Raw genomic sequence first — 18267 nt, forward strand, 5'->3', positions numbered from 1 at the left:
AATAAATGCTAAGTTTAACCCCTATAGAACCACTACTTCATCCTGGGGCCGTTCTTCCTTTAAAAACTGCTTTAAAATTCGATACGTATCCCTATCCCAATCGACTGCGTGCAAGTTCCCTGTGAAAGCGTTTAAGTCCTGCTCATTATCGAAGGTTCCCAGATAGCGCCACTGATTAAACAAAAGCCACTGTGCGCCCTTCAGGTGTTGTTCTTTAATCACAATGCTGCCAGGATAAGGCCAGATTGCGTTTTTAAAGAGAGTAAGCGCCTCATGAACTCGTTTATTATAGGACAAGGCCCCCTCCTCTTCATTGCAAGCCCCAAGACAGCGGCCCAACTGAAATGAAAAACAGACACTGTTTGTTTTTTCCAGTCCACAAAGCTTGGGACATAATTGATAGCTTTTTATTAATCGTTCCAGGTGGCGCTTGGCGGCATGGACACTGGTAAATGCACCCAGTACAGTCTCCTCTTCGGTATCCTCCATGACCATTTGCGTGTGAATGTGCAGCGTCAGATAGCCCAGAACATTGGTCTTGAGTTGATACCCGACAATGCGTTTTTTTCGTCGTAGTTTTTGATTATAAAGCGGTAACTGCTCTTTAATCAGTTTGGACTCCAATAATAAGGCACTGAGCTCACCAGGGGTTTCTATCCATTTGATACACGCGACTTGCTGTGCCATTTTGAATTCTTTTTCAGAACAATGGTCTTGTTGAAAATGAGACAAAATGCGCTGACGAAGCCGAATGCTTTTACCGATATAAATAGGTAACTCACTATGCTCACCATAAAAAAGATAGACGCCCGGAGCATTAGGAATGGTTGAAATATCGGTTTTTAATTTAGGCGGGGAACTACGCCGTTTCGCCAGACCATGAATTACTTCCCAAACAGTACCCTTTTCAAAACGTCTGAAAAGATACAAAAGATAAGCATCTAATAAATCCCGTTCATCAATGGCTTGTTGTAATGATTCATTCCAATTGAGAAACGCTTTGAGGTCCTCTAAAGACTGAAGAGGCGATTCAGGAAGCAAATGCAGCGTTAATGCATCCAAATTGAGCTGCTTACACTGAATGGCTAATCCCTGTCCTTGCAGGGTGTTTTTCAAGAAACTATGGGTTAGACGCACATTCCATGCCAACAGAATGCTGCCTGCGCACCAATCAGCGATGGATTGTGCCTCACTGAGTGCGAACCCTGTTTCGGGTGAAGAGGAGGGAATGATTATGCTGCAACACTCTCTTTTCCCATCGGGGTGATATCGGCTTAATGCAATCTCAGTAATACGGTCTTGGGTTATTTTTAAACCGGTGGTTCGAATGGCGGCTAGAACTATCGATTTTGACATGCAAGGCCTGCCCAAAAAAGAAAGCGATTGTAGCAAATTTTTTCATCCATAGAACCCCTGCTCTTCAATGGCCAACTCTACATTCTGTTGAATGCTAGCACCGACACCTTGCGGTATCGTTTACTTTTCAAACAATAAGCGTTTAAGTTGCAATGGCCCTTTCGAATGACGCGCGATAAACGCTTTAGGGGGAACTCACCGCAAGGATGCAATTAAAGTCTTATTGGAGGTAGGATGTGTGGTTGATGTGGATATTTTTATTTTCTTGTCAGTATTTTTTATAGGTCTGGTAGTGGGTTATGCTGCCGGGCGAAATCGTAAACGCAACGCTGAAAATTGTGGTGAGGCCCGAGTCAGGCAAAGGCTAACACAGTATTGTCAAAACAAGGAGGCTCATGTTCTGTCTAATATTACCCTACGCTTGGAGGATGGTTCCACCACTCAAATCGATGAAAACAGATGTTGAGCACCAGGCCCATTTAAGCAAACGGTTTGGTGATTCCTGGAATGGTAGTCTGAAGAAAGTAAGGAACTAGTTTCCATGTTCCAAGCCCCGGTCGGATAGCGTAGACTATTGATCAATGGTCTCCAGTGACTCCGACCACTGGCCGGGCGGTGGAACTGGCTTACAACGTTATCCGGTGGTGTTAACAAACCACATTCTAATGAGCGAGCAATCGAATGAGTTTTAGCAAGTGGCCTTATACTTTTTATTTCTTACTCGCGACTTTCCCGGCTATGAATACGTTCGCGATGGAATCTTTAACCATTGAAGAGAAAAAGGTCATCAACCGTGTGACAAAAGCCAGGATATTAATCGAGACAAAGGGAAAAAAGGCGGCGTTGAATGCGTTTCAAAAAAATTCAAGTCAGATTTTTGCCATTGAACTGGATGGTACAGTGCTCGCCTCCCCTATTCATCCTGAAATGATAGGAACTAATCAATGGTTGTATAAAGATGATTTGGGCGTTTTAGTCGTTCAGGAGGAGATTGCAAAAGCCAAGGCCGGAGGCGGATGGCTTAACGCCCGGTTTAGGAAAAATCACCTTACGGGCCGTTACGCCTGCCGAAAACTTTACATTCTTCCCATACAAAACGATTTCTTTATCGGCTCCTGGTATTACTATCCTGCCCGCCTAAAGAATAACTGCCCCGTGTAGTCGGGATTGGCGTTAAGACTGACGAAAGAGAAAATGCTATTCGTTGTTAATTCAATTGATATCCACCTTTATCTCAATTTTTTATTAGCGATATCGTTTCGCCTGACGTGTTGCTACAGAGCGGATCTTCACCCACAATGGTTTCATCAAAGAATCCCATTCGCGCTTTATTGTGTTTGCTTGTTTTTTCCAATTCTTTTTGTGAGCGATGAAGGCGTTTATCAGCTCCAGTCCGGTGCAATTATCAGCCAGTATCGCGGTGGATTTTGCTTGCTTTAACACATCGTCGGGAGTTGTGGAGAGGGGTATAAATGGAATATTACATAGCAATATTCTTGTCAATTCAATTTGATCGGGTCGTGCTGCTGAATCGATTAAGACCTTTTGATAATTGACAGTATCTCTAATTTCTAGCTTCACTGTTCTATCAAGACAGTCAAAACCTTCTATCAGAGAGTCAAGGCAATGCAATTGAAGCTGCCGAAAACGGTTAGAGACTTTAAACTCCTGCAAAACCCATTGTTGCGCTGAAATACTAACTTCAGATGTAAAATTAAAGGGATTATTCGATTGGTTTATCCCATTGGGAAAAATTTTATTCTGCCAGGGATCAGCAACAATAATGGCTTCATTATCTAAAAATAATTCAGCATCGACAATCATTGGGCCGGTCTTGTTTTGAAACGGATCGCTTTGAAGTAATTGATTAGAACGTGGAACCATGAGTACAAAGCCGTGATTGACCCGTTCGCTTTCATAGGCTGCATAGAACACTCTATAGCGTTTAGATAAGTAAGTGGTATTGGATAGCAGGGCCGATAAATAGGCGGATTGATCCCCACAGTCGCCAATACGATATTGAAGCATTAAACGAATGCAAGCGTAGTGGTCATGCTCAGCTGCCAGGTCATTAATTGTGTTGTAAATCAAATTTTGTTTATTCCCCATTGTTTTATAGGGCCCAAATTCCTTTCTATCAATGTGATATAAAGAGCCACTGAACGAATAATCAATTTGGGATCCGATGAACCTGCAATAATGCTCAACATAAAATAAGACTCCGTTTTTCATTTAATCTCCGTTTAGAAAAGGTTACCTAAATTGCAGGGCAATTCCTTTATAGCAAAATTTTTAATTGGGAGAGAGCATTTCTCTTCCCATCATGGGTTTTTTCTGGATATGTTCGCTACTGTAACCACTTAGATTGCCTGGTGAATCACATGCGTTACAACAAACCCAAATCACCAACCCCTGACTGCCGGTAATCGCGATGGGAGGAAAGGAAAGGTTTTCAGGTAAGAGCTGTACTTCGCCATGGATTCGAGATAACCGTTTGGCCGTTAGCTACCCATCGATAGCGCGCTGATAATTTTGCTTGTCGCGCATGAATTCTGCTTTGGCAGCCTTTAACTTCGCCTGAAAATCCCTGGGATCCAGCTTGGCGACCAGATACCCTTGTGTACATTCGTCGTCAGGTTTTTCAGTACGCGACCGGCTGGATCGAATATTTACCAGACTTGAATTACCTCTGATGATTGAGCATGAGCTTTACTCATTCGAAGCATTAAGCAAATTAGTAAAGGCAGGATTGTGCTGGAGTGTATTGCCATTGCATTATTGTGATCCGGAATTAGTAAAACTTAAATTAGCAGGTTTTAACGAGACCATTAATTTATGTTGGTACTGTCATAAAGGAAGGGTGGACTCATTTATTATCCAATACACAACAGAGCTATTTAAACAGACACTTACGAAAGCTTCATTTCCGCATGCTGTATAAATTAACAACGAAGAGATTAATAAAATAAACTAGCGAGCTTTGAAAACTTTTGTTCCCCAAATGTACTAATGGAACGATTATACTAACTCAAACAGTACAGCCCGGAGGCGAAATTACCAGGGATTGTCGTGCCGGAACACTTTCTGATAAATATCGTCCTTCCGCTTGTCGAGGAGGTAATGCTACTCAAGGGACAAACTCTGGCACTGGCGGCGATTCTGGGACTGGCGGAAACTCTGGCTCTGGTGGAAACTCTAACACTGAAAGAGACTGGCTCTGGTGGCCTTTCGGCAGATAGCAGCTTTAGAAGGATAGTCAACCCCGTAGTTCTACGGTATTTTTTTATCGCACCCTGGTTTAAAATAATCCTTCCCTAAAGATCCGTTTGCAAAGTAAATTCACACCTCAGCACTTTAAAAGAGTCAGCCTACCATGAATGAAAAGAAAGAAAAAAACGATAACCAAACCCCTTTACGTGAGAATCTTGGAAAAGCCGCTGATGTCATTGCAGACTCTGCAAGGCAGGTTAACCGAAGTGCCAAAGCTGTTGGAGAAAGTATTCCTTATGTAGGAAAAATTTCAAGGGCGGCAACGGTTGTATCGGATGCTGCTAAAGATACCGAATACGGTTTTGGTGAAAGCCTGGTTTGCAATGGGCTCAAGAATGTTGTCGAAGTGGGGGCTGGTGCGGGGGTCGTGACATGGGGGTTAGTGCGCGGAGCAGCTGTTGGTGGTCTTGCCGCTGGCGGGCCTGTACCCAATCCCTATGTTAAAGGAGCTGGCGCCATAATTGGGGGATTAACCGGGGCAAAATTAGCGTCTGACGCGGTTGCTCCAATCGTTAAGCCGCTTGGCGAAGTTACCCGGAATGTTTGCCATGCCACATTTGGCTGGTTAAACGGCCGAAATATGCCTGCATCGCCAAAAGCAGAGCAAAAGAAGGCAGCACAGCAACAGGCGTCAACGAACACCGCCCGTTATCAGGCGACTAATCTACATTCTAAAAATACCTCTTTCCAGCAATTCATCTGCACAAGTAACCAGTTTAATTTATCTTATCAGCCGCGTTATTTCGCATTTAATAATCTTTCAATGATGACCTGGAGTGCGCAACAACAGGCGGTCAGGGAATTTCAGCTGCGCTACGGCTTCATGTCGCCATCGATTGAGTCGGCGATTTACCGTGAAGTTTCTTTATCAACGTCTTCCTGGAATAGCGCTTATTTCCAAACATCGGGCTTGGCAGATTTTTCGCATGTGCTTATGGCAACCAATCTGGTCAGTAGCTTTAACGCGTATAATATAGTCAACAGAGTCTATTCTCAAATGGAGGCATCCGGGGAAATTGGTGGTGTCGCTTCTGAGGTATCCCTCATTGAGAACCTCCTCAACAGTGAGGCGCATGCAGTTACCGATCATTTCTATCTGTGCTTTCCCGAGGACAAAATGTCTGTTTCTGATGAGTGGTTTAATCAGGTTCAGCATGAACTTTACAATGCCTATCACAAAGAAAAGACCCTGCCGATTTTTAGTTTGCATATTAATCAAAAGGGTTTTAACTATCCCGTTTTGCCAAAGGCATTACAAGATACATCGGTCGGCAGGCTCATTGGCTTCCTGGATTTCTGGCTGAAAGGCTATTTAAATGGCGGCATTTTTGATGAGGCGTTTTTAGAGCGATGGCATGAGCAGGAAAATTGTGATGATGCTTTTTTAAGAGCCAACATGATTGACCTTAAGAAGTACTGCAAAGAGAAGATGCCGGGTCTTGCTTATATTTCATTGCGCGAGTTGGAAAGTCGCTATGGAGTACAATATAAATCAAGCGATTCAGCTTATCAGCAGCCTTTCATGACCTCATTTCGCATTATTTCCATACTCCCAAAAATCGAAACGATTGACAATATACTGCTTCCCCATCCCGATATAAGGATAGAGTACAGTGTTGATTTAATGCCGGACTATAAGCAATATGTCGATTCCTATTTGTTGGAACATGGAAAATACCCCCCGGAATATGAGAGCAATTTACGTTGCTATGAATTGTTTGCCCAGGAAGTGGCTGAAAAAATGCCGCAACTGCAGTTCTGTAAAGAGCTATTCAAGCGTTTAGGGATAATCACTGTACTGTCATATCTTTATGTAACCTTCGAGAAGATGGGCAAGCTTCCTCAGCTTCCGCCTTTAAAAGAGGCAGCTATTCATCCCCATTTCCCAAAATCTTTACCGCCAATTCCAGTTCGTCATTTTCAGACCTATCCTTTGAGCATTCAGTTTAATGAGATACTTGAGCGCTTCAGGCAGACAGAGGGGCGTGAACAAAGCGATCAATTATTTTCCGAGCTTTTTAAATTTAAAAAAGCAGAGGCGCTTCCCAAGGGCATTGCCGAGAAAATGCAGGGAAGTGTTATTTCGCTGATTAAAGAAAAACTAAGCCCTAAGCTTCCGCAGGGTGAAGCAGTTGAGATCAATGAAGATGAGAGTGAGCGAATCACAAAAGCCGCGAGTGATTACTTACTGAATAATATTCGCCAATTGCACAGCATCATTGAAAAAGCCGCTAACAAAATGGCCGCTGGCTTGACCAGGGAACAGCAAGCGATGGCCAAAGAAAAAGCATTGGCCTCGCGGATTGAATATGTCATAGGCGCCATTACTCAAAAGCAGGCAATATTAGAGGCTGAATGGAAAAAAGATCCTCGGAAAGCACAGGACGGAATTCTTGCGGTAATTCCGGAAGACACTCTGGTAAAAGACAAAGAGGGAAAATTAATCTCATTGCGGGCGAGCATACGCGATAATTTCAAGGCTATCCAACAAAATCTGGACACTACGAAACAAGCTGCTATTTCTGAAATTAAACAGAAAAGCGAGTCGAATTTAGCCGATAATCTCGCAGAGCTGTCAAAAGCCTATGAGGCTGGATTGCTGGCAAATAAAAAGCGTCATGAGAAACAGGCTGCAGAAGCTTTTTCCCAAGAAATCACAGCGCTTAAAGATCTTATTATCAAGCAGCTTGAGGAAGCAATAAAAAAAATCGAAGCCAACAAAAAGGCTCAGGTCGACGCTGTACCGGTGCATCTCCGTGCAGCTAATGCGGTTCAAATTACGGCGTTCATTAAAGGGGAGAACGACCGGATTGAAGGGATTCGACAGTCGATTGAGCAGGTTAAACTTGAAGCGAGCGAAACAGTTCCGGGGACAAGCCCAGATCCTGAAGAGGCCGTACAATTATTGCGCACCAGAAAAACCGAGCTGGCAGCACTGATTAACCCTCAGGTTGAAAAATTCATTAAAGAAGACAGCGAAAAATTAAAAGAAAAGTATGATGAGGAAATAATAAAATGTAAACAACATTATACAAACCTTAACCAGGAACAGGCTAAAAATATCGAAGCGGCGGTAGCCGAAGACGTTATCAGTGCGTGTTATCAGGAGGCATTAGGACAGTTGGAGCATTATTTCGCCCATGAAATCAAACGACTTACCAGTTATCTGCAGAATATACAGCACCTCATTGATTGCTTTCTCTCTCACAAGGAAATCGCAGAAAATCCTGTCAGTAAACAATACACCCACAGCTTCGTTTTATTCACCAGCTCGGATTTAACACGAAAATATGTCGGCGGCTGTGCTCCCGAGCTTCCCAATATAAAAGCTGCCCCGCTGCCGCATGGGGAATTATTTGCAGAGTCACTGTCTGCCGCTTTTAGAGCGGGCAGACAGGACAAAGTCAGCTTTCAGTTCCAAGGGCAAAGCTATATTGCTTATCGATTAAGAGCCAAAGATTCTGAACTGGTGCTCGCTGATTCAGAGGAAAATGAGGCACTGGATACTCTGGCCGTGGAGGCGATTAATCGCATAAATAATGATGCCGCCCAGGCTGTGCATTTAAGTCAGGAAAGCTTAAAAACAATTGTTGACAGCAATGGCGCCACCCTGATGCACTATGCGGCAGCGTCCTTAAATCCCGCTATTTTAAAAACTATATTCCAGGCAAACGGTATAGAAGTGCTTCGACTGGCGGATAAAGCAGGTAATTTGCCGGTGCACATGGCAGCACAATCGGGCCATGTAGAAGCGCTGCGGTTAATGCTTGGCATTGCCCCTGATCTGGTAAACGCCAAAAACAAACGTGGACTGACACCGCTCATGCTGGCTGTGCAGCATGGTAAACAAGAGGTAATGGAAGCATTGCAGCTCGCAGGAGCCGATTTTAACTATGCGCTTCCCAATGGTCTATTTCCCTTGTTCATGGCGTTCCAGAAAAATTTCAGATCGCTTGCATTATGGATGATGGAGCATGTCCCTGGACTGGATCTCAATCAAATGATTGACAGCCGTATGACCAGTTTACACCTGGCCATTCAAGGCGGTGAAATAGAAGCAGCCAAAGAGTTGGTTCGCCGAAAAGCCCGGCCGGACATCCGAAGAAAATCCGATGGCTACACCGCGTTTCATTGTGCGGCGTCTCAGGGTGAAGTTGAACTGCTTCAAATCATGTTAGCGGCTAACCCGGATTTAGCCGTGGATATGCCTTTGGAGTCTAAAAAAACAGCCTTGCATCTTGCGGCACAGGCCGGACAGTTAGCTGCAGTTCAGTTTCTCATTGGAAAAGGCGCTTTAATCGATGCCCAAAACCTGGAAGGAGAAACCCCATTAATCCTCGCTATTAAGGCGGGACAGCTTGAAACAGCCCAATGGCTTGCTGAGCGGGCAGCTGTTAACCAGCCTAATCATAAAGAACAGACTGCTTCACAATTAGCTATTCAGTATGCGCTGCCTGCCGTTAGCGATATCTTGTTCAGGCGCGGTGAAGACTATCACGCCAAAGACAGAAATGGCTTTTCAAGTCTGTATTTTCTGGTGCGCAATGGGGATTATGCACGCGTCAGGCAGTTGCTTCGAAAGAATGTAAATTTCAGGGAGATGTATGAAGGCAATAGCTTAACAGCGATAGCGGCGCAGTTTGGCCATTTTCTCATTGTTTATGCTTTGCTTGAAAAAGGTGTTGCCTATAAAACCTCTTCATCGCTGACTCTGCTTGATTGTGCAGTAATGGCTGATGAAATTGGTTATTTGCGGGATAATCTGCAAGAAGACAATGATATGACCGCTTTGAGTTTGAAGGCAATTCAAAATAGAGCATTTTCCTGCCTGGAATATTTATTCAAAAAAGGTCAAAAGAACTCTATTCAGACGTCTCTTTTAATAGCTGCGGCAATTGAAAGTAATGATGAAAAAATAGCTTCTTTGGTTTTCAGATACTGCAAAGATATCGATCAGCCGCTGGATACTGAGAGAAACTATCCAGTCCACATCGCGATAAAGACTGGCGCCCATCGTATTTTACCCTTGTTAAAGGAAAGGGCTTGTCAATTTGCAAGCGTTAACAGCAAGCAGCAAACGGCTTTTCATTTGGCTGTAAAACAGGACGATGCTGCGCTCCTTAAACGTTTGTTTAAATTAAGCCTGCCGAGTGAATGGCCGAAAGACTTGTTTGTATTGGAAGAAGTGTCTGCTGATATTCGTAAGCTGCTCAGTAAATATGAAAAGCGTCAATCCCCCTCTCGAGAGGCTGCTAAATCAAAAGGGGCTCCAGTTCAGCCCTCCTCAGCTCCCAGCAAGCCGCTTCCTACCCCTGTTCTTGATAAAAAGGGGAGGAAGGTTATAAAAAAATTCAAACTGCATCTACAAAAACTGCAATTTGATAAAGCATTGTCATTATTTAACAAAGAAAAAATTCTGTTGACGGCTTTCAAGTCCACAAAAGGGGCTTCTTTACTGCAACATCTTATCGCAAATACCTATCATCTGGCTTCACTTCAGGCAGGTGAAGAAGGCTTGGCCCTGGGTAATCTTGATTCCTCTTTGGAAAAATTGTTGGCCGCCTTAAAAAAGGATGGAGTCTCTCCTGGTTTGTTTAAAGGAGATAAAAATGTATTACGGGCGATTATCAATGCAAATGATGACGCAACGGCATGCTACCGCTTTGATGTCCTGGTCAAGTATTTTCCTGACTGCATTGCCGATTTAATTTCCGACAAAATCCGCGGCCTGAGTATGCTGCAGTTAGCTTCAGCAAAGTCACATAGCTTGCTCTTTACCAAAATGGATGCGGTTTGCCGTAGTGCTGAAACATCGGATCATAATGGTTTGCATGAAGCCATAAAGGCCAACAAGTATGAACTGGTGAAACAGTTGCTGCCCTATTATGCGGTTAACCGCCCCAATCATAAAGGGCAGACTGCCCTGATGTTTGCAGCAGCCACCGGCAATGTCGCCTTAATGAACCTGCTGCTAAAAGAAGGGGCAAGAGTTGATCAGGTTGATTTAAAAGGTAATAGTGCCTTGCATTATGCCCTTGAGAAGCCCTCTGAGGCCGCCGCATTAACGCTTCTTCCTCTGATGAAAACACCCAATCAGAGCAACCGTCTGGGCATAACGCCAATGATGTTAGCTGCTGCCAAGGAATCGCTGCCTGTCTTGCGATACCTTTGCGAGTCAGGACATAGCATTTTCTCTGTTGATCAATCCGGAAATAACGCCCTTCATTATGCGGCGATGCTTGGAAAAGTAAAAAGTATTGTGTATCTAGCGAGGCAGGGCTTTGATTTAAATCAACCCGAGACACCTGAGGAGACTAAAAAACTTGAAAAAAGTGCGAGGCGAACCGCTTTGCATCTGGCTGCTTTGAATGGACATGTTAAAGCCGTACTTTGTCTGCTTGAGTTAAAAGCTGACCTTGAAAAAGAGGATAAGCATGGCTTTGGAGTATGCGAGTATGCCATTTATTCGAAGAATCAGGAAATGCTGGATTTTGTTAAATTAATCCCGCTTTATCATAGAAAAGAACGCAATCGATCGCTTTTGCATGCAGCTGTAACAAAAAATAACAAAAATGCATTGGCAGAGCTGATTCTGGACGATGTGGATCTCAATGTCCTGGATAAGAATGGACGATCTGCTTTGCACTTGGCCTGTATTAACGATGCCAGGGACGCTGCTGCGCTGTTGATCAACGGTGGGGATCTTGTTCTCAATGATACCGATCGGCTTGGGTATGCGCCGATTCACTATGCTGCCCAACTTAATCATGTGGGTTTGATTGAATTGCTGGCTAAAGCGGGGGCAAATCTGAATCAACCAGCAAGCGGCAATGGCACTGCATTACACCTCGCTTGCCAGAATGGAAAGATGCCTGCAGTGCTGGCATTGATAAAGCATGGAGCTGATTTAAACCCCATCAATGCTGATGGTTTAACGCCTGCACAAACGGCTCTGGGTAAAGGGCATTTTAGAATTGTCAGGGCACTAGTGCAAGCGGGGGATAAAAGTATAAGCCCTGCAAGTTTTACTCATTTACCTAAGGAGCGTAATGACGAGTTAAATCGCGCGCTTAGCCAATACCATGCAGTGTCTAAAGTGAAGGAAGGTTTAATGATGCACAGTTTTTATAAAAGCCTTCATAAGCCGATGCAGCCATCAGCTGAACAGTCAAAAACAAACGTACCAAGCTAATGTTTTAAGAGAAAATACTAATGAGAACCCCTGAATCGTATCAATCGGCAACTTTTCAAAGCCAAAAAGAGGCAGTCCTGGATGAAGTGGATTATTTTTCGCATCAAAAGAAAGCAGAAATTTTTTTCAAGAATTTCCATACAGTGCCCTCCTGGCAGCAATGGAACCAGTTTTGCAATCATTTAAATGCCAGCCAGGATAAGACAGCCGAGAAATTTTTATTACAGGAGCTTGTTTTTCAATGTTTTGAGCAGCCTTTGGCTGTGAAGGAATTGGCGCAGCTTATCACCCTGGCTTCCTATTTTAAATCAGTTTATGGCCTTGAACTGTATCGAAGATTATTAGAGGCAGAAGTGCCAGATAGCGAACGCCGAATTGCCGATTACCTTGCTGTCATGCAATTACTGATTAATCTGCAGGATGTCAAAGGAATTTCTTCTCTGCTTAAGAGCCACCTGCCTGATCTACAGGCACTGCGCAAGGCTCTGCAGTCAGAATATGGTCTTTATCTGGAAAAGCGTTATCCCAACCGCGATATCGATACAGTTTTGGAGCGCTTTGCAACGGCTGATGAGTTTACTGCAAACCCCTTGCCCGCGGCAGTCCTACAGCGTTTTAAACCGGAATATGTTGGGATCAGGGCAAAGGCAAAAACACTTCAAGAATTGAGCCAGGATGCTTTGAAAACTTCATTTCTCGAAGCGGCAAAACGATTTCGTGTGCAACAGGATAATGAAGCCAAGCAAATAATGATTGCTGTAATTATCGAAACCCTGCGCCGCTTTTTTAAAATATCCCCTTACGATACTCAAATCATGGCCCTATTGGCTTTAATAGGTCAGGAAGAGACGGATATCAAGGGTTGGATTGCCCAAATCAGAACGGGCGAGGGCAAGTCGACTATCTCTGCCATGTTGGTTGCCTTTCTGGCGGGACAGGGGCATTTTGTCGATGTCATCACGTCTTCTTCGGTGCTGGCAATCCGCGATTACAGAAAGTATGCAGAGTTTTTTGAAGCCCTGGGAATATCCAGCTCCCACATCAGCCGTGTCGAGCAGAAGCAAGCGCATTTCCATGCACAGGTTTTGTTTGGTACAAATTGGGATTATGAATTTGCACAATTAAGAGACGGTCTGAATAAGGAAAAGTTACGGTTTTATTACAATCTAAATGGAGAGCTTGTCCCTCGCACCCACGACGCTGCGGTGGTTGACGAGGTGGATAATCTCCTGCTGAATACAACCGGTGCTGCCCGTATTTCCTATCCTGGAAAAGACGATTTAACCTGGATTTACGCGCCAATCCTGAAATTCACTATAGAAACTGTGAAAGCAGGCCGAATTACTCCAGAACATATTTCAAAACTAAGAAATCAACTGGGTATGGAGTTTAACAGCCCCGCGTTTCTGAAGGAGTTACGCTTGCTATCGGATACTGCCCTCAGCCGATGGATTAAAAGCGCGCAAATTGCTTATTACTACAAGAAAGAAGGGAAAGATTATATTATTCAGGCGGATGACATTCGCATTGTTGATTATTCCAATACCGGAAGTATTAGTGAAGGATGCCAGTGGCAGCATGGTATCCATCAAATGCTGCAAGCCAGGCATCAACTGAAAATAACGCCTCAGTCCCTCATGGTGGCTTCCATTTCCCATCCTTCCATGTTTAATGAGTATCAATTGCTCTTTGGTTTAACAGGAACAATGGGAGAGAAAATTGAGCGGGAGGAAGTTCAGGATATTTATAAAATAAAGAGCTTCGATGTCCCGCCACATTTTCCCTGTCAGCGAAAGACATTGCCTCCCAGAATTCTCGATGATATCCCTAATCAGTACCTGGCTATATATCAACGCATTCAGGAAATGCAGGCGCTTAACAGACCAGTGCTGGTGCTTTTTGAAAGTATCGCTGAAACTGAACGATTTAATGCATATCTTGCTGAAAAAGGCATTAACAGCCAGTTGTTAAATGAAACCCAGCGGGAATCGGGCGAGTACATTATTGCGCGAGCCGGACAGGAAAGGATGGTGACGATTGCCACCAATATTGCAGGAAGAGGAACTGATATTATCCTGTCTCCCGGAAGTAAGGCAGCCGGCGGATTGCATTTTATTTTCACCTTTCATCCTGAGGATTCCAGAGTACAGGAACAAGGGGATGGGCGCTCTGCAAGGCAGGGAGAACCGGGCAGCTCGGAAATGATTTTACAAGCCAAAGATCCCAATATATTAACTTTATTAAGCAACCAATCACTGGATTCTTTAGTGCAGAATTGGCTCAAGGGGACAAATGAAGAAAAAATAAATTTTCTTCGTCAGCTAAGAAACGAGCAGACCGAAAGGCATTCGAAAGAACGCCGCTATAGTTCAAAACTGGAAACAATGCTCTACAGCGTATTGAAGGAGTTTTTCAGCAAACTGCAGGAAATTCGTGAGGATTTTGATACCCTGAGCCCGGAAGAGTGGCAGCAATCCTGTCAGATTAATGCAGCGCCTTCACAGGGAGATCCTTTAGTGCACTCCCCTGCCTGGCATTCGCTTTGCAACAGGGCCAGGATTTTGCTTGGTTATCACTCAGAAGGCAAGGCGGTCGATTGGTCCTCCTTCATTGAACAGTATAAGCAGCTTTTCATTGAATCGATTAACGAGGAATGGGCTTCTTTTTATAGCACACTGGACCATACTGTCCGGGATATGGATCTTAAACTGGCTGAAAAAACGATTCAGGAGAATTTCGCCAAACTGAACCTGGCAAGAATGAATAAAGAATCCGCCTTTGCAGGTCTTAGCCATCTATTGTATCAAGCCAGTCTTCCACAGGAGGAGGCAGCGAAGAAAGTTCAGTCAGGATTTTTTTCGCTGAAACCGCGTGAGTTATATGATAAAGCAGTGGCTCATTATAAGCTGGAGGATTACCAAACGGCATTCAACTATTGTGTGGCTGCAAAAGAAAGCTATGAGCAAAACAAGGGATCCGATTTGGAATTAGGGTATTGCTATTCGGTGCTAGGGTCTTGTAATGCGAAGAAGAATCTGATTCCTGAAAGTATTAATGCATTTGAAAAGGCTCTTTCACTATTTTATCCACTCAACAACAATAAAGAGCATACTGAATTATTGAAGCGTACGCAGAATAAATTTAATGATTCTATGAATCTTGGTAAATTTGATTTTAAATTTATTTATGACAAGGCAGTAAAAAATTATCAGTCGGAAGCTTATGTCGTCGCGGTGTATCAATTATTGTATTTAATAAGCTATTTTCCTGGACAGGCCAAAGACGAGCGTGCAATTTGCTACTCTACATTGGCGTCCTGTTACAATAAATTGAAACAAAGCGAAGAAGCTGATGCCGCTTGCATAGAGGGGATTAAGCTTGCTAAAGAGGCGGGTAAGTTACAGTTGGCGGGGAGGATTTCGGATAAGAAGGATAGCTTTGATGCGGCCAGGGTGTCGGGGCTGTCAGCAGGGTTGTGATGTTGTTGAGCATTAGGTTACCTTTTTCAAGAACGTATGCCTAAGCTTATGCGGCCTATACTCAAACTGGTCATGTTCTGGCAAAAATGCCAAAACTTGCTGTAAAACCCGCTGACAGATTCGGTATATGTTACGAGTATTGATTCTATTCCCTGCCCTATTTACAAACAGAGGTTCGTTTGATCCAGCAGTGCGGCTTGCGAGATAAGCATCCAGATGCTCACGAGCTTCCTGCGGCAGAGGTATTGTATTGGTGATTGCAACTAAAACACTAATTAGGGCATCTCTTTATCAAGTGCACTTCATCGTTTCATTGATACCGAATCATATACTTCCAAAAAAGTAGTCTTCAATTTTCGCCACCACTAGCCTCTATATGCCGTGAAAGCAGTTTCTCAACTTGCGGATTACTTAGAATGCTCGCAATCCCTATTGAAGGGAGCAGCAACATAAGTGCAAGACATTTGATAAGAGATGGCATCATATCGATACGCATATAATAATGTTTGTTGCTAAGGCCCTTGATACAAGAGTTGAAATTTAGCACATAACTAACATCGAACCCAAATCAGATACACATCTTTTCAGTGGGTAATATGCAAACTTTTTCAGGAAAATAACCCCAATATTTAATTAAAATCTGTTAGAATGCGGCCCAATTCTAACAAGTTAATTAGGAAAAACTATGGAAGATTATGATGATAGCGATTTTGTTTATCAACCTTTCTTCACAAGAGAAACTCGAGATGAATTCACAGACAGTCCTCTCCCTTCTTTAATTAAAGAAGTTGTTTTAAGAGTTAAGGATTCTTTCCGAGAGCCAAATCGGTTTCAAAAAAGCACCCCGATATCTTCTGAAAGAATAGCTATTCCAGGTACAAAATTATTTACCTCTGCGGGTCCTCAACAAGATACATTAGATCAATTCATTGCAACCAATATCTACCCTTCTGAAAATCCAGTTAAAAAAATTATTGCACTAGGAGTAACACTTTCTAGTGATAAACATCATTTTCCTGATTTTGCTGATTATTGTTTTACTGACGGGGATAGGTCATTTGCTTTGGCAGGAAAAAATTATCGCTTTACAGTCACTCGAAAAAGCGGCGAGGCTGAGTTTAAAACGAATCGAGTTTGTCCCAGCACTATCGCATATTCCACTTTAAGCTTCCCCCAAACCGATAATAGCGAAGCAAAAGATGTTGATGTCGTTTTAATTCCTATATCGGATGGTGGCTCACTTAACCTGGCAAACTGCTGGCATAGCCATCCTGTTCTTGATGGTGAAGTGCTTAAAAAGGCTATTTGGGAGATCTATGAAGATAGTTTAATTAACAACACCGTAATTCACTGTAGCGCAGGCAGAGGGCGAACAGGGTATTTTCTCATGAGTCTTATGCTTTTAATGAATTATGACACGGTGTTTGCCAGTGAGAATGTCGCCGATATCACCAGCGAAGTGATGAAAATATATAAAATGCTTCGAGAAATAAGTCCGCTTTATATGCTGCGCGACAATCAATTAGGGAATGCTGTTTGTACCAGCTACCTCGCCCATCAATATGGTATGGAACTTCGGGCGAAAGCAACAAACGAAGCGACTACTCATAGCGAGACCACTGAAACCCCTGCCCTAAGGCGAAGTGCGTCATTTGGCGATATGAAACAAAACGTGGCCATCCTCGCCAAAATGGGAAGTGTATACACCGCTGTAGTTCCTGACGTAGAGGAAAAGAACAGCCATGCCCTGCAATTAAAATAAGGCCTTCGTAAACATTTTGACTAACGAACTCCCGCAAAACTCTTGCGGGACCTGGCAATCAACTCTCAAATTTGGTCAGATCAAACTTCCTGATATTACCAGGCTACCTCTTTGAAACTATTTTAGAACAGGATTATCGTAATCTGAAGCTCAAAAAGCATAAGACAACCTAATGAATAACTTTGGATCTAAAAAGCTTGACTATGACGTTGCGTCATACATTAACCTTGGATACAAGGAGGAAAAAACGATGAAACAATGGCGGCCAAAAGAGTTTGCAAATCTTGTCCAGGTGTCCGTACGTACGCTGCATCACTATGACAAAATTGGTTTACTCAAACCCAGTTTGCGTCAAAATAATAATTATCGTTTGTACTCTGAAAAGGATTTATTAAAGCTGCAACAAATTATTGCACTTAAATTCTTGGGGTTTGAACTCACTCAAATCCAGGAATTACTTACCAGAAATGATAATGCACCCGACCATCTTGCCATGCAATCAAGGTGCTTACGGGAAAAGGCAGCTTCATTAATGGAGGCAAGTGCAATATTAGACCGAATATCGCAAGATTGCAGCAATAATAAGCCCATTCCCTGGAAAAAAGTAATCGAACTAATCGAGGTATATAAAATGGCGCAACAACTAGAAAATGCATGGGTTAAAGAAATCTTTACACCTAATGAACTGAAAGATTATGCAAAATTTGAAACTGAGTTAAGAACAAACTCAACACCAGAACAAAAGGAGATATTTGAAAAAAATTGGTTTCATCTGGTTGATGAGTTTAAAAATAGCTTGCAGGACGATCCAAATACCGAAACGGGTATTCGTTTGGGGAAAAAATTGATGGACTGGGTCAATAGCCTATATGGTAAAAAATATGCTCATCTTCGGACAAAAAAATTTGAAAAAGGTTTTGCTGAGGGAAAGGGACTTGAGGAGCATGGATTGACGCCAGAAATCGTTGTCTGGATGGATAAGGCAATGAATGCTTATTTGAAACAACGTGCCTATACCATCCTGAATAATGTAGGAAAAATTCCTTCGTCTGAGTTATTGCAAAGCTGGAGTCAATTAATGGATGAAATATGTGGTGTGCAAGGAGATAAAAAGTCTGCGATCACAGTCATTGCTCTACAGGATGAACAAATCAGCCAAGAAGCAAAGGAGTGGTTAAAATCTGTATATAAGCTATGAAAGTTCGAGC

General features: G+C 43.2%; 10 protein-coding genes. 7 read left to right on the forward strand and 3 right to left on the reverse strand.

The features are described 5' to 3' along the window. Window positions 1-21: 21 nt before the first annotated feature. Window positions 22-1356: a GIY-YIG nuclease family protein gene (locus E1O89_RS12515; RefSeq protein WP_133140428.1), complete on the reverse strand. Its 1335-nt coding sequence runs from the start codon at window positions 1354-1356 to the stop codon at window positions 22-24. 681 nt (window positions 1357-2037) lie between these two features. Here E1O89_RS12515 and E1O89_RS12525 point away from each other — a divergent pair. Further along, on the forward strand, window positions 2038-2517 hold the full coding sequence (locus E1O89_RS12525; RefSeq protein WP_133140429.1) for a cache domain-containing protein: 480 nt from the start codon (window positions 2038-2040) through the stop codon (window positions 2515-2517). An 84-nt stretch (window positions 2518-2601) separates the two neighbouring features. On the opposite strand, the gene E1O89_RS12530 is transcribed toward E1O89_RS12525, so the two are convergent. Next, a complete protein-coding gene (locus E1O89_RS12530; RefSeq protein ID WP_133140430.1) occupies window positions 2602-3588 on the reverse strand; it encodes a hypothetical protein in 987 nt (328 codons plus the stop codon). Window positions 3589-3955: 367 nt separating this feature from the next. Between E1O89_RS12530 and E1O89_RS15810 the strand changes: the two genes are divergently transcribed. From E1O89_RS15810 to E1O89_RS12555, 4 genes are all read left to right on the forward strand, one after another. Continuing rightward, a complete protein-coding gene (locus E1O89_RS15810; RefSeq protein WP_165483152.1) occupies window positions 3956-4297 on the forward strand; it encodes a LysR family transcriptional regulator substrate-binding protein in 342 nt (113 codons plus the stop codon). Between the two features lie 128 nt (window positions 4298-4425). Continuing rightward, window positions 4426-4674 carry a hypothetical protein gene (locus tag E1O89_RS12545; protein ID WP_133140431.1) on the forward strand — a complete coding sequence of 83 codons (249 nt, stop codon included), beginning with the start codon at window positions 4426-4428 and terminating at the stop codon, window positions 4672-4674. A 55-nt stretch (window positions 4675-4729) separates the two neighbouring features. Continuing rightward, complete coding sequence (locus E1O89_RS12550) at window positions 4730-11818, forward strand: ankyrin repeat domain-containing protein (protein WP_133140432.1); 7089 nt, start codon at window positions 4730-4732, stop codon at window positions 11816-11818. A gap of 20 nt (window positions 11819-11838) precedes the next feature. After that, window positions 11839-15297: a hypothetical protein gene (locus E1O89_RS12555; protein WP_133140433.1), complete on the forward strand. Its 3459-nt coding sequence runs from the start codon at window positions 11839-11841 to the stop codon at window positions 15295-15297. Between the two features lie 12 nt (window positions 15298-15309). Here E1O89_RS12555 and E1O89_RS12560 read toward each other — a convergent pair whose 3' ends face one another. After that, window positions 15310-15573: a tyrosine-type recombinase/integrase gene (locus E1O89_RS12560; RefSeq protein ID WP_133140456.1), complete on the reverse strand. Its 264-nt coding sequence runs from the start codon at window positions 15571-15573 to the stop codon at window positions 15310-15312. A gap of 409 nt (window positions 15574-15982) precedes the next feature. On the opposite strand from E1O89_RS12560, the gene E1O89_RS12565 reads away from it, so the two are divergent. Further along, window positions 15983-17059, forward strand: a complete 1077-nt coding sequence (locus tag E1O89_RS12565; RefSeq protein ID WP_133140434.1) for a protein-tyrosine phosphatase family protein — start codon at window positions 15983-15985, stop codon at window positions 17057-17059. Between the two features lie 250 nt (window positions 17060-17309). After that, a complete protein-coding gene (locus E1O89_RS12570; RefSeq protein WP_133140457.1) occupies window positions 17310-18257 on the forward strand; it encodes a MerR family transcriptional regulator in 948 nt (315 codons plus the stop codon). Window positions 18258-18267: the final 10 nt, after the last annotated feature.

Origin of the sequence: Legionella genomosp. 1, assembly GCF_900640215.1 — a bacterium.
GTDB classification, from domain to species: Bacteria; Pseudomonadota; Gammaproteobacteria; order Legionellales; family Legionellaceae; genus Legionella_C; species Legionella_C quinlivanii_A.

Bases quoted from the DNA above. Each gene is read 5' to 3' on its own strand.
- E1O89_RS12515 (WP_133140428.1), bottom strand. From the start codon at position 1,356: ATGTCAAAATCGATAGTTCTAGCCGCCATTCGAACCACCGGTTTAAAA.
- E1O89_RS12525 (WP_133140429.1), top strand. From the start codon at position 2,038: ATGAGTTTTAGCAAGTGGCCTTATACTTTTTATTTCTTACTCGCGACT.
- E1O89_RS12530 (WP_133140430.1), bottom strand. From the start codon at position 3,588: ATGAAAAACGGAGTCTTATTTTATGTTGAGCATTATTGCAGGTTCATC.
- E1O89_RS12550 (WP_133140432.1), top strand. From the start codon at position 4,730: ATGAATGAAAAGAAAGAAAAAAACGATAACCAAACCCCTTTACGTGAG.
- E1O89_RS12555 (WP_133140433.1), top strand. From the start codon at position 11,839: ATGAGAACCCCTGAATCGTATCAATCGGCAACTTTTCAAAGCCAAAAA.
- E1O89_RS12565 (WP_133140434.1), top strand. From the start codon at position 15,983: ATGGAAGATTATGATGATAGCGATTTTGTTTATCAACCTTTCTTCACA.
- E1O89_RS12570 (WP_133140457.1), top strand. From the start codon at position 17,310: ATGAAACAATGGCGGCCAAAAGAGTTTGCAAATCTTGTCCAGGTGTCC.